Below are 12,305 nucleotides of genomic sequence, written 5' to 3'. Positions count from 1 at the left end.
GATCGTGGACGGTCCGGACCAGAACTGCCCGGATCAACGCTTCGCGGGGGGAAGTCCGAGGCCGACGGCGGCGATGATGTCGCGCTGCACCTCGTTGGTGCCGCCGCCGAAGGTGAGGATCAGCGCCGAGCGGTGCATCCGCTCGATCCGTCCGGCCAGCACCGATCCCCGGGAACCGGAGCGGACGTAGGCCGCGGTGCCGAGCACCTCCATGAGCAGCCGGTAGGCCTCGGTGGCGAACTCGGTGCCGAAGACCTTCGTCGCCGAGGCCGCGGCCGGTGCGGGGTGCTTCTCGGCCGTGGTGGCGATCTTCCAGTTCATCAGCTTCAGGAACTCGGCGCCCGCGTGCACCCGCGCGAGGTGCTGCTGCACCCACTCCTGGTCGATGACTCGCCGGCCGTCGGACAGCCGGGTCTGCGCGGCCCAGTCCCTGACCTCCGACAGCGCCAGCTGCATCGGGGCGGCGGAGGTCAGCGCGACGCGCTCGTGGTTGAGCTGGTTGGTCACCAGCGGCCAGCCCTCGTTCTCGGTCCCCACCAGCGACGTGGTCGGAACCCGCACGTCGGAGTAGTAGGTGGCGCTGGTCGTCGGCCCGGACACGGTGTGCACGGGTGTCCAGGAGAAACCGGGGGAGGAGGTGGGCACGATCAGCACGCTGAGGCCGCGGTGCTTGCGCGCCTCCAGGTCGGTGCGGCAGGCCAGCCACACGTAGTCGGCGTACTGGATCAGGCTGGTCCACATCTTCTGACCGTTGATCACGTAGTCGTCGCCGTCGCGCATCGCGGTGGTGCGCAGCGAGGCCAGGTCGGTGCCGGCTTCGGGCTCGGAGTAGCCGATCGAGAAGTGGATCTCACCTGCGGCGATCTTGGGCAGGAAGTGGGACTTCTGCTCGTCGGTGCCGAACCGCATGATGGTCGGCGCGATGCTGTTGAGCGTGAGGAACGGGACCGGGGCGCCGGCGATGGCGGCCTCGTCGGTGAAGATCAGCTGTTCGAGCATGCTGCGCTTCTGCCCGCCGTACTCCTCGGGCCAGCCCAGCGCCAACCAGCCGTCGGCGCCCATCTGCCGCACCAGGTGCTTGTAGGCGCCGCCGTCGCCGTAGTCGCCCTGCGACAGCTCTTCGCGCAGCTCGGGCGTCATCAGGTCGGCGAAGTAGGCGCGCAGCTCCTCCCGCAGTTTCTCGTGCTCGGGCGTGTAGGCGATGCGCATGCATCCTCCCCGGGGTGGCGTACGCGCTTGTGAAACAAGTTTCTAAAATCATAGACCGCGAAGCGCGATCTGGTCGAGACCATGAGGTCGCGCGGTGGACGCCGCACGTATAACACGTTCTAAAATCGAGACCTTCCGGCTCGGCGTGCGTCCGAATGGAGCAGTGACCGGAGTCCGCGCTGTCTCGTTGAGACCGTGTGGTGCGCCATACGAGTGGCGTCAGTAACACGACGATGGTCGACCTGTCCGTTCAAGTAGAACGAGTTTTATCTACTCGTGTCCTGCTGACAAGCCGAGTTTCCTGCGATGTCGGCAAGTATCGGGGCGGCACTTGATACTTATCGAGAACACATTCTAGTGTGTGGTGGCTTACATCCCCCCGCATCGACGCGGGACAGATCCGGTGAGGAGCGAGCGGGTGAAGGCAGCTGTGCTCAAGCAGATCGGTGACGCCGAGCTCGAAGTGCGCTCCGACGTCGCCACCACCGAGGTGGGTCCCGACGACGTGCGCGTGCGCGTGAAGGCCTCCGGGATCTGCCACACGGATCTGTCCGCGATGAACGGCGGGCTCCCTGCGCTCGCTCCCGGGATCATGGGGCACGAAGGTGCGGGTGAGGTGGTCGCGACCGGCGAGCGCGTCGCTCATCTGCAGGCCGGTGACCGCGTCGTGCTCTCCTTCGTCCCGCCGTGCGGCCGCTGCGCGGCGTGCCTGGGCGGGCAGCCGTACCTGTGCGAGGTGCACGCGGTCGACGCCTTCATCTCGCCGCGCTTCGCGGTCTCCGGCGAACCCGCTTTCGGCTTCGCCGGGTGCGGCACCTTCGCCGAGGAGATGGTGGTGCCGGGCGAGGCCGCCGTGAAGGTCGACGACGACGTGCCCTACGAGATCGCCGCGCTCATCGCCTGCGGTGTGCTCACCGGGGTCGGCTCGGTGCTCAACACCGCGAAGGTCGAGCCCGGGTCCACGGTGGCCGTCATCGGCTGCGGCGGAGTGGGGATCTCGGTCATCCAGGGCGCCCGGATCGCCGGGGCCTCGCAGATCGTGGCGGTCGACCCGGTCGTCGCCAAGCACGACGCGGCGCTGCGGTTCGGCGCGACCCGCGCCACCACGCCCGAGGAGCTGGCCGAGGTCGGCCAGGAGGTCACCGGCGGGCGCGGCTTCGACTACGCCTTCGAGGTGGTCGGCCGGGCGGCGACCATCCGAGCTGCCTACGACGCCACCCGCCGGGGTGGCACCGCCGTGATCGTCGGCGCGGGCAGCCAGGAGGAGAAGGTCGAGTTCTCCGCCCAGGAGCTGTTCGTCAACGAGCGGAACATCGTCCCCTCCTTCTACGGTTCCGCCGATCCGCGCCGGGACACCGGCCGGATGGTCGCGCTGTGGCGGGCGGGATTGCTGGATCTGGAAGGCATGATCAGCCGGCGGTTGCCGCTGGCGGACATCAACGACGGACTGGCCGCACTGCGCAGCGGGGACAACGCTGTGGTGCGCCAGATCGTCACTTTCGACCAAGAGTGAGGCGCGCGTGTCGAGTGTGGACGGAAAGGTAGCGATCGTCACCGGAGCCGGTGCCGGACTGGGGCGGGCCGAAGCGCTCGCTCTGGCGCGGGCGGGGGCGAACGTCGTGGTCAACGACGTCAGCGACGCGGCGCACGCCGTGGTCTCCGAGATCGAGTCGATCGGCACCAAGGCGGTCGCCGTCGTCGGCGACGTCTCGGACTCGGACGTGTCCGCCTCGATGATGGCGGCCGCCACCGAACGCCTCGGCAGGCTGGACGTCGTGGTCAACAACGCCGGGCTGCTGCGCGACCGGATGCTGTTCAAGATGACCGACCAGGAGTGGGACGACGTGCTGCGGGTGCACCTGCGCGGCCACTTCCTGCTCTCGCGCAACGCGACCGCGCACTGGCGCCAGGAGCACAAGGACACCGGCGCGACCTACGGCAGCATCATCAACACCGCGTCGGAAGCCTTCCTGCTCGGTTCGGCCGGTCAGCCGAACTACGCGGCGGCCAAGGGCGGCATCGCCGCGCTCACCGTCTCGACCGCGCGCGCCATGTCGCGAATCGGTGTGCGCGCCAACGCGATCTGCCCGCGGGCCCGCACCGCGATGACCGAGCAGACCTTCGGCGACGCGCCCAGCGAGGGCGTGGACCCGATGTCGGTCGAGCACGTCGCACCGCTGGTCGCCTACCTCGCCGGGCCGTCCGCGAAGGACATCAGCGGTCAGGTGTTCGTGGTGCACAGCGGAACCGTGGCGCTGCTCGCGCCGCCCACGATCGAGCGGAAGTTCGCCGCCAGCGGCGAGCTCTGGACGCAGGAGGACCTGGAGAACGGTCTCGGCGCGTACTTCGCCGACCGGGACCCGGAGCGCTCCTTCGCCGCGAACGACGTGCTCTCGATTCCGTAACGCGCAGCGCTCTCCGCCACCCCGCGGGGGCTGGCACGCGGTAGGCAGAACTTTCTCGTCAACGAGGCCGGGAGGAAAGATGGGTATCGAGGAGCGGCGGTCATGACCGCGCCGGTTGCCGGAATCTCGACGGCCCTCGGTCACGTGGGCAAGATCGCCACGCTGTCCTGGGACGTCGTGCGCCTCACGCCGCGTCGGCCCTTCGCGGTGCGCGAGTGGATCCAGCAGGCCTGGTTCTTCGCCAGCGTCACGATCCTGCCGACGGCGATGGTGGCGATCCCGTTCGGCGCGGTGATCGCCATGCAGCTGGGATCGCTGACCCAGCAGATCGGTGCGCAGTCGTTCACCGGTGCGGCCAGCGCCCTGGCGATCCTGCAGCAGGCCAGCCCGCTGATCACCGCGTTGCTGGTGGCCGGTGCGGGCGGTTCGGCGGTGTGCGCCGACATCGGGGCCCGGTCGATCCGCGAGGAGATCGACGCGATGGAGGTCCTGGGGATCTCGCCGATCCATCGGCTGATCGTTCCCAGGGTGCTCGGCGCGGTCCTGGTCTCGCTCCTGCTCAACGGCCTGGTCAGCGTCGTCGGCGTGCTCGGCGGCTACTTCTTCAACGTGATCCTGCAGGGCGGGACGCCGGGCGCCTACCTGGCCAGCTTCAACGCGCTGGCCTCGCTGCCGGACATCTGGGTCAGCGAGATCAAGGCCGCCATCTACGGTTTCGTCGCCGGAGTCGTCGCGGCCTACCGCGGGCTCAACCCCACCGGCGGACCGAAGGGCGTCGGCGACGCGGTCAACCAGGCCGTGGTGATCACCTTCCTGCTGCTGTTCATGATCAACCTGCTGGTCACCGGCATCTACCTGCAGCTCGTTCCGCCGAAGGGGTTGTGAGATGGCAGTTCTGGAAACGACGCCCCCGCCGACGCCCACGCCGGTGCAGCGCCGCATCGCCAAGGCGGCCTCCGCGCCCGGCGACGTGCTGGCCAACCTGGGGTGGCAGCTGTCGTTCTACGCGCGCGCCCTCGCGCTGGTGCCGGTCACGGTGACCAAGTACCGCAAGGAGACGATGCGGCTGCTCACCGAGGTCGTCTTCGGCAGCGGTGCGCTGGCCATCATCGGCGGCACGCTGGGAGTCATGGTCGGCATGACCATGGCCACCGGTGCGGTCGTCGGCCTCCAGGGCTACTCCTCGCTGAACCAGCTCGGCACGGCCGCGCTGACCGGATTCGTCGCCGCGTACTTCGACACCCGCGAGGTCGCGCCGCTGTCCGCCGGTCTCGCGCTGTCGGCCACCGTCGGCTGCGGGTTCACCGCGCAGCTGGGCGCGATGCGCATCTCCGACGAGATCGACGCGCTGGAAGTCATGGGCGTGCGCAGCGTTCCGTACCTGGTGACCAGTCGGGTGCTGGCCGGAGTCCTGGCCGTCATCCCGCTCTACGTGGTCGGGCTGCTGGGTTCCTACCTGGCGTCGCGGCAGATCACGGTGTGGGTCTACGGGCAGTCCGCGGGCACCTACGACCACTACTTCCACCTGTTCCTGCCACCGGAGGACGTGTTGTGGTCCTTCGGCAAGGTCATGGTGTTCAGCGTGGCGGTGATCCTGACCCACTGCTACTACGGCTACACCGCCAGCGGCGGACCGGCCGGGGTGGGCATCGCCGTCGGCCGCGCTGTCCGCACCTCGATCGTGCTGGTGACCGTGCTCGACTTCTTCTGCAGCCTGGCGATCTGGGGATCGACCACGACCGTTCGGATCGCAGGATGATCGAAGCGCGCAGCAGACGCCGCTACCAGGCGATGGGAGTCGCGTTCCTGGTCGTCGCCGGGTTGTTCCTGGCGGGCACCATCGGGATGTACAACAAGGCGTTCACCCGCTTCGTCGCGGTGACGGTGCGCGCCGACACCGCGGGCAACCAGATGATGCCCGGCGCGGACGTGAAGGTGCGCGGCGTCGTGGTCGGCGAGGTCCGGGCGATCGACCCGGGCAACGGCCACGCGGATCTGCGGCTGGCGCTGAAACCGGAGAAGGCGGGCATGATCCCGGCCAACTCCTCGGCCCGGCTGCTGCCCAAGACGCTGTTCGGCGAGCGCTACGTGGCCCTCGACATCCCGAAGCAGGCCACCACCGAGACGCTGGCCGCCGGGGACGTCATCCCGCAGGACCGCAGCGCTTCGGCGATGGAGATCGAGAAGGTGCTCGGCGACCTGATGCCGGTGCTGCAGGCGGTGCAGCCGCAGCAGGTCTCCACCACGCTCAACGCCGTCTCCCAAGCGCTGGCCGGCCGAGGTGATCAGCTGGGCGAGACGCTGGTCCAGCTCGACCGGTACCTGCAGGACTTCGACCCGTCGCTGCCGAAGATGGAGTCGGTGATCAGCCGGGTCGACGACGTCGCCGAGAACTACGCCGACGCGGCGCCCGACCTGATGCAAGCCGTCAACGACCTGACCACCACCAGCCGCACCGTGGTCGAGCAGCGCGGTCAGCTCCAGCAGATGACCGGCGCCCTGACCAGCGCCAGCGGCGAGATGGACAGGTTCCTGTCGGCCAACAGCAACAACTTCATCCGGCTCGCGGGCACCTCGCGGCCCACTCTGGAGCTGCTGGCGAAGTACTCGCCCCAGTACCCCTGCATGCTGCAGCAGTTCCAGGCCGGCCAGAAGAACGCTGACCTGACCTTCGGCAAGGGGACCGACACGCCGAACATGGCTCGGATGACGCTGGAGATCACCGGCAGCCGAGGCAAGTACCTGCCGGGCCGGGACGATCCGAAGAACCTGGAGGACCGCGGGCCGCGCTGCTACCCGTTCGTCGAGGCACCCGACTCGTTCCCGCAGTACCCGCCGGGCGGCCCGCTCGACGACGGCTCGTTCAAACCCGAGCCGCCGCTGGACCGGGACGCGGTGTTCCCGTGGAAGAAGACGACCGGGAGCGCGCCGGCGTCGACCTCGCCGCAGGCGGCGAGCTCCTCGGTGGCCAACTCCCAGCCCGAGCGCGACCTGCTGGCCGCTCTGATGGCTCCGCGCCTGGAGGTCGAGCCCAAGGCCGTGCCCGACTGGACGAGCCTGCTCGTCGGACCGCTGTTCCGGAACGCGGAGGTGACCGTGCGATGAGGTCGATCACCGCACCGCTGATCAAGCTGATCGTCTTCGTGGCGGTCACCTTGACCCTGACCGGGATCCTGGTGTCCACGATCGCCGCCAACTCCTCCGGCGACGCCCACGAGTACACCGCGCGCTTCGCCGACGCCTCGGGGCTCGGGGAGGGCGACGACGTGCGCATCGCCGGGGTGAAGGTCGGCAGGGTCACCGAGCTGGAGGTCGTCGACGACGAGCGCGCGCTGGTGCACTTCGACGTCGAGAGCGCCCGCAAGCTCCCGCGCGACGCCCAGGCGACCGTCAAGTTCCGCAACATCGCGGGGCAGCGCTACCTCGCGCTGGACGCGCCGCTGCGCGATCCGCGCAACGTGCTGCCCGCCGGCGGCGAGATCCCGCTGGAGCGAACCCACCCTGCGCTCAACCTCACCGCGCTGTTCAACGGTTTTCAGCCGTTGTTCCAGGCGCTCAACCCGGAGGACGTCAACCAGCTCTCCGGTGAGCTGGTGAAGGTGTTGCAGGGCGAGGGGAGCACCGTCGAGAGCCTGCTGGCGCACACCGCGTCGCTGACCGGGACGCTGGCGCAGAAGGACGAGGTGATCGGTCAGGTCATCGACAACCTCAACGCCGTTCTGGGCAACGTCAACGAACGCGGACCCCAGCTGGGCGAGCTGATCGACGCCCTGCAGCGGCTGACCACCGGTCTCGCCGAGCAGCGCAAGCCCGTCGGCGAGGCGATCGGCGCCCTGGACGAGCTGACCAACACGACCTCCGGGCTCGTCGAGCAGGCGAGACCGCCGCTGCAGCAGGACATCGCGGCCCTGCGCGACGTGACCGGGCTGCTCAACAACGATCTGCCGCTGCTCGACCACACGTTGCAGACCATGCCCACGCGGCTGGAGCGGCTGACCCGGACGGTCAGCTACGGCGGTTGGTTCAACTACTACTCGTGCCAGGTCACCGGCAACATCCGCATCGACCAGCTCAAGATCAACGTGCCGATCCTGCCCGTGCCGACGACCCAGTTGCCGGAGAGGTGCCGATGAAACCACTACGGGCCCGCAACCAGGTCACCGTCGGCCTGGTCACCATCGCGCTGCTGGTGCTGGGAACGCTGACGGCCTTCTCCGCGAAGGACCTGCCGCTGATCGGCTCCGGGAACTCCTACTCGGCCTACGTCGCCGAGTCCGCCGGCCTGGACGCGGGCAACGAGGTGCAGATCGCCGGCGTGAAGGTCGGCGAGGTCGATTCGGTGTCGCTGGACGGCAACCGGGTGCTGGTGAAGTTCACAGTGGACGGTCGCGAGATCGGCGACCGGACCCGCGCCGACATCCAGATCAAGACACTGCTCGGCGAGAAGTTCCTCGGCCTGCGACCCGCCGGTGACGAGGAGCTCTCCGAGCCGATCCCGGTGAGCAGCACTACCTCTCCGTTCGACATCCCCGATGCGATCGACCAGCTGACCAAGACCACCGGGCAGCTCGACAGCACCAAGCTCGCCGAGAGCTTCCGGGTCATGTCCGACACCATGAGCGGCGCCCCGCAGCACATGGACCAGGCGGTCAACGGGCTGTCCCAGCTGTCGCAGACCATCGCCTCGCGCGACCAGCAGCTCGCCGACCTGATGCACAACGCGAGCAACGTCTCGGGGATCGTCGCCGACCGCGATCAGCAGGTCAGCAAGCTCGTCTCCGACGGCAACCTGCTGCTCTCGGAGGTGCAGACCCGCAAGAAGGCCATCAGCGGACTGCTCGTGGGCACCGAGAACCTCTCGAACCAGCTGCGCGGCCTGGTCGCCGACAACCAGGAGCAGATGCGGCCCGCGCTGGAACAGCTCGACCAGCTCACCGCGATGCTCCAGCGCAACCAGGACAACCTGAACAAGGCCATCGGCGCGCTCCAGCCCTACGTGCGCGGCTTCAACAACACCATCAGCAACGGCCGCTGGTTCGAGGGCTACTTCTGCGGTCTGCTGCCCCCGCCGATCCACGCCGGGCCGATCCAGACCAACACCCCCGAGTGCGAGATCCCGGTGGACAACGGAGGTGGCCGATGAGCAGGCTCACCCGCGTGATCGCCGCGCTGTGCGCGCTGACCCTGGTCACCGCCGGTGTGCTTTGGTGGACGCTGTCGGCCAGCGGCACCACGATCACCGCCTACTTCGACAAGGCCGTCGGGCTCTACGCCGGGTCCAGCGTGCGCGTGCTCGGGGTCAAGGTCGGCCAGATCGACAGCGTGACCCCGCAGGGGCCGGTGGTCCGCGTCGACATGCACGTCGACGACGGCGTGCGCATCCCCTCCGACGCCAACGCCGTGGTCGTGGCACCCAGCCTGGTCAGCGACCGGTACGTGCAGCTCACACCCGCCTACACCCGGGGCGAGGTGATGGCTTCCGGCGCGGTCCTGGACCGCAAGCGCACCGCCACTCCCGCCGAGCTCGACGAGCTCTACAAGAGCGTCAACGCGCTGTCCACCGCGCTCGGCCCGGACGGCGCCAACCGCGATGGTGCGCTCAACGAGCTGCTCAACACCACAGCGGCCACAGTGGACGGAAACGGCCAGGACCTCAACACGACCATCAAACGCCTCGGCGAGCTCTCGGCGACGTTGTCGGACAACCAGGACGACCTGTTCGCCACGGTGGACAACCTCAACCAGTTCACCGGAACGCTCGCCCAGAGCGACAAGCAGATCCGCGAGCTCTACGGGCGGATGGCCGACACCACCGGGTACCTCGCCTCCGAACGCGAGCAGCTGGGCACGTCGCTGCACTCGCTGGCCTTCGCCCTCGACGACGTGCAGCGGTTCGTCCACGACAACCGGGACCACCTGTCCTCCAACGTCAAGAACCTCACCGGGGTCACCCAGGCCCTGGTCGATCAGCGGCAGGCGCTCGGCGAGGTGCTGGACCTGATGCCGCTGGCCAGCACCAACTTCATCAACGCCTACGACTCCGCGTCGGGCTCGGTGGCGTCCCGCTGGAACCCGCAGGAGCTGGCGCAGCCGCCGATCCTCATGGTGTGCAGGCTGATCGCCAACGTGACGCCCCTGCCCGAGCCCGTTCCGCAAGGCCTCCGCGACACCTGCGAGAAGCTCAACCCCGTGATCGAGGGCCTGGCGCCGCTGCCCTCGGTCGGCGACCTGCTGGGCAAGGTGCAGACGGGTGCCGGGGATGTCACCGACCAGATCGGGAAGGGGCCCAATCCCGTGCCGCTGCCGCTGGTGGACGCGATGAAACGAGGGGCGGGGACACCATGACCGCCAAACGCTGCGCGGTGCTGGCCGGATCGCTGTCCCTGCTGCTCGTGTCCGGTTGCGGCACAGCCGGTTTCACCGGCCTCTACAACACGCCGCTGCCCGGCGGGGCCGAGCTCGGCGCCCACCCCTACACGGTGAAGGTGCACTTCCAGGACGTGCTGGACCTCGTGCCGCAGGCGAGCGTGAAGGTCAACGACGTCGCCGTCGGGCGCATCGACCGCATCGAGCTCAGCGCCGACAACACGACCGCGCTGGTGACCATGCGGGTCAACGGCGACGTGCGACTGCCCGGCAACGCCTTCGCGCGGCTGCGCCAATCCAGCCTGCTGGGGGAGAAGTTCGTCGAACTCGCCCCACCGCCCGAGAACGCGTCCGGCCGGCTCGCCGAAGGCGCGGAGATCCCGCTGGAGCGCACCAACCGCAACCCGCAGATCGAAGAGGTGCTGGGCGCGGTGTCGTTGCTGCTCAACGGCGGTGGAATCGAGCAGATGCAGACCATCGTGAAGGAGCTCAACAAGGCGTTCACCGGCAACGAGGAGGAGATCCGCTCGCTGCTGGGCAACGTCAACAACGTCGTCAGCAGGCTCGACCGGCAGCGCGGCGAGATCACCAAGGCGCTCGACGGGCTCAACCGGCTCTCGGCGAACATGCGCGCGCAGACCGGCAACATCAACAACGCGCTGGACGGGCTCGCCCCGGGCCTGCGCGAGATCGAAGCGCAGCGAGGCCAGCTGGTCGGCATGCTGCAGTCGCTCGACAAGCTCTCCGGCACCGCCACCCACACCGTGGAGGCCAGTCGCGAAGACCTGGTCGCCGACCTGCACGCGCTCGCGCCGACGCTGCAGCAGCTCGCCAAGACCGGGACCGACCTGCCCAAGGCGATGGCGTTCCTGTCGACCTACCCGTTCCCGGAGTACGCGATGGTCCCGCTCAAGGGCGACTTCGTGAACACCAACGTGATGATCGACCTGAACCTGTCGGACCTCTACGAGAACTTCGTGCGGTCCTCGGGCCCGCCCATCCCGATCCCCGGCCTGTCGGACTCCGGTCAGTCCGGTGCCAACATCCCGCTCCCGCCAGGCGGGCCGCAGCTGCCGCCCTTGCCGATCCCCGGGACGCAGCCCGACGGGGGACTGCTTCCAGGACTGCCCGGAGGAGGTTCCTGATGATCGCGCGCAAGGTGAAGGTGCAGCTGGCGCTGTTCCTGGTGATCGCGGTGGTCGGCGTCGGCTACGTCGGTGGCCAGTACGCCGGTCTGGACAGGTTCTTCGGCTCCAACGGCTACCCGGTGACGGTGAAGCTGCCCGAATCCGGCGGCCTGTTCGCCAACTCCGAGGTCAGCTACCGCGGCGTCGCCGTCGGCCGGGTGACCGAGCTGCGGCTGGCCCACGAAGGCGTCGCCGCCGAGCTGCACATCGACGACGGCGCGCCGGAGATCCCCGCCGACGCCCGAGCCGTGGTCGCCAACCGCTCGGCGGTCGGCGAGCAGTACATCGACCTGCAGCCCCAGCACCGCGACGGGCCCTACCTGGAGGCGGGCTCGATCATCCCGATCGAGCACACCTCGATCCCGCCGGCCCCGGAATCGCTGCTGGTGAACGTCGACAGGCTGGTCGCGGGCGTGCCCACGGACAAGCTGCAGACGGTCGTGAGCGAGGTCGGCACCGCGTTCGACGGCACCGGCCCCCACCTGCAGAAGCTGCTCGACACCACCAGCTCCTTCACCGCCGCCGCCCAGCAGAACCTGCCGCAGACCACCGGGCTGCTCGACAACAGCGACGTCGTCCTGCGCACGCAGCAGGAGCAGGCCCAGAACCTCACCGAGTTCAGCAGCGGGCTGCGGCAGATCTCCGGGCAGCTCAAGCAGTCCGACCCGGACCTGCGCAAGACCATCCAGGAAGCGCCGGGTGCGGCCACCGAGGTCCAGGAGCTCACGCGTTCGATCGGCAGCGACTTCGGCCTCGTGTCCGCCAACCTGCTCACGACCATGCAGCTGACCAGCGTGCGCGGACCCGCCCTGGAGCAGACCCTGGTCGCGTTGCCGATGATCTCGGCGTTCACCCACACCCTGTCGCCGGACGGGACCGGACACCTCGGTCTGGTGCTCAACCTGTTCAACCCGCCCGCCTGCACAGCGGGTTACGAGGGCACGCCGCGCAAGCACGGCTCCGACACCAGCGAGGGCCCCACCAACTACGACATCGGCTGCACCGAACCCAAGGGCAGCCCCACCGGCGTGCGCGGCTCGCAGCACGCCATCCGGTACCCGGTCCCGGCCCCGGTCTCGCCGCCCGGTCCCTGAGCGAGGTGGACGCGACTCCCTCCCGTTCGCATACTTGAGGTGTT

At 69.0% G+C, this 12,305-nt stretch carries 11 protein-coding genes; 10 read left to right on the top strand and 1 reads right to left on the bottom strand.

All coding sequences use genetic code 11. The features are described 5' to 3' along the window. Window positions 1-33: 33 nt before the first annotated feature. Complete coding sequence (locus tag ACYVF3_RS19945) at window positions 34-1,209, bottom strand: acyl-CoA dehydrogenase family protein (RefSeq protein WP_461155738.1); 1,176 nt, start codon at window positions 1,207-1,209, stop codon at window positions 34-36. Between the two features lie 418 nt (window positions 1,210-1,627). On the opposite strand from ACYVF3_RS19945, the gene ACYVF3_RS19940 reads away from it, so the two are divergent. The 10 genes from ACYVF3_RS19940 to ACYVF3_RS19895 all read left to right on the top strand — a co-directional run bounded on the left by ACYVF3_RS19940 (window position 1,628) and on the right by ACYVF3_RS19895 (window position 12,261). Continuing rightward, window positions 1,628-2,722 (top strand): Zn-dependent alcohol dehydrogenase, encoded by a 1,095-nt coding sequence (locus tag ACYVF3_RS19940; RefSeq protein WP_461155737.1) that lies wholly within the window; start codon window positions 1,628-1,630, stop codon window positions 2,720-2,722. A gap of 7 nt (window positions 2,723-2,729) precedes the next feature. Further along, window positions 2,730-3,614, top strand: coding sequence for a 3-oxoacyl-ACP reductase (locus tag ACYVF3_RS19935; protein WP_461155736.1), 885 nt, complete (start codon window positions 2,730-2,732; stop codon window positions 3,612-3,614). A gap of 102 nt (window positions 3,615-3,716) precedes the next feature. Then, complete coding sequence (locus tag ACYVF3_RS19930; RefSeq protein ID WP_461155735.1) at window positions 3,717-4,499, top strand: MlaE family ABC transporter permease; 783 nt, start codon at window positions 3,717-3,719, stop codon at window positions 4,497-4,499. Between the two features lies 1 nt (window position 4,500). Continuing rightward, entirely contained in the window at window positions 4,501-5,373 is an 873-nt protein-coding gene (locus tag ACYVF3_RS19925) for an MlaE family ABC transporter permease (protein WP_145738109.1), read from the top strand. Further along, window positions 5,370-6,719 (top strand): MCE family protein, encoded by a 1,350-nt coding sequence (locus ACYVF3_RS19920; protein ID WP_461155734.1) that lies wholly within the window; start codon window positions 5,370-5,372, stop codon window positions 6,717-6,719. Before ACYVF3_RS19925 ends, ACYVF3_RS19920 begins: the two co-directional genes overlap by 4 nt. After that, entirely contained in the window at window positions 6,716-7,747 is a 1,032-nt protein-coding gene (locus ACYVF3_RS19915) for an MCE family protein (protein ID WP_461155733.1), read from the top strand. The genes ACYVF3_RS19920 and ACYVF3_RS19915 overlap by 4 nt, the downstream gene beginning before the upstream one ends. Further along, complete coding sequence (locus tag ACYVF3_RS19910; RefSeq protein ID WP_461155732.1) at window positions 7,744-8,757, top strand: MCE family protein; 1,014 nt, start codon at window positions 7,744-7,746, stop codon at window positions 8,755-8,757. The genes ACYVF3_RS19915 and ACYVF3_RS19910 overlap by 4 nt, the downstream gene beginning before the upstream one ends. Then, window positions 8,754-9,959 carry an MCE family protein gene (locus tag ACYVF3_RS19905; protein WP_461155731.1) on the top strand — a complete coding sequence of 402 codons (1,206 nt, stop codon included), beginning with the start codon at window positions 8,754-8,756 and terminating at the stop codon, window positions 9,957-9,959. The genes ACYVF3_RS19910 and ACYVF3_RS19905 overlap by 4 nt, the downstream gene beginning before the upstream one ends. Beyond that, window positions 9,956-11,125 (top strand): MCE family protein, encoded by a 1,170-nt coding sequence (locus ACYVF3_RS19900; protein ID WP_461155730.1) that lies wholly within the window; start codon window positions 9,956-9,958, stop codon window positions 11,123-11,125. The genes ACYVF3_RS19905 and ACYVF3_RS19900 overlap by 4 nt, the downstream gene beginning before the upstream one ends. Further along, entirely contained in the window at window positions 11,125-12,261 is a 1,137-nt protein-coding gene (locus ACYVF3_RS19895) for an MCE family protein (RefSeq protein ID WP_461155729.1), read from the top strand. Before ACYVF3_RS19900 ends, ACYVF3_RS19895 begins: the two co-directional genes overlap by 1 nt. Window positions 12,262-12,305 lie beyond the last annotated feature (44 nt).

Source organism: Saccharopolyspora tripterygii (assembly GCF_054778355.1).
Note: the sequence above shows the minus strand (reverse complement) of the source record. Positions and strands in the feature narration are given on the sequence as shown.

Bases quoted from the DNA above. Each gene is read 5' to 3' on its own strand.
- ACYVF3_RS19925 (WP_145738109.1), top strand. From the start codon at position 4,501: ATGGCAGTTCTGGAAACGACGCCCCCGCCGACGCCCACGCCGGTGCAG.
- ACYVF3_RS19930 (WP_461155735.1), top strand. From the start codon at position 3,717: ATGACCGCGCCGGTTGCCGGAATCTCGACGGCCCTCGGTCACGTGGGC.
- ACYVF3_RS19915 (WP_461155733.1), top strand. From the start codon at position 6,716: ATGAGGTCGATCACCGCACCGCTGATCAAGCTGATCGTCTTCGTGGCG.
- ACYVF3_RS19910 (WP_461155732.1), top strand. From the start codon at position 7,744: ATGAAACCACTACGGGCCCGCAACCAGGTCACCGTCGGCCTGGTCACC.
- ACYVF3_RS19945 (WP_461155738.1), bottom strand. From the start codon at position 1,209: ATGCGCATCGCCTACACGCCCGAGCACGAGAAACTGCGGGAGGAGCTG.
- ACYVF3_RS19905 (WP_461155731.1), top strand. From the start codon at position 8,754: ATGAGCAGGCTCACCCGCGTGATCGCCGCGCTGTGCGCGCTGACCCTG.
- ACYVF3_RS19900 (WP_461155730.1), top strand. From the start codon at position 9,956: ATGACCGCCAAACGCTGCGCGGTGCTGGCCGGATCGCTGTCCCTGCTG.
- ACYVF3_RS19920 (WP_461155734.1), top strand. From the start codon at position 5,370: ATGATCGAAGCGCGCAGCAGACGCCGCTACCAGGCGATGGGAGTCGCG.
- ACYVF3_RS19895 (WP_461155729.1), top strand. From the start codon at position 11,125: ATGATCGCGCGCAAGGTGAAGGTGCAGCTGGCGCTGTTCCTGGTGATC.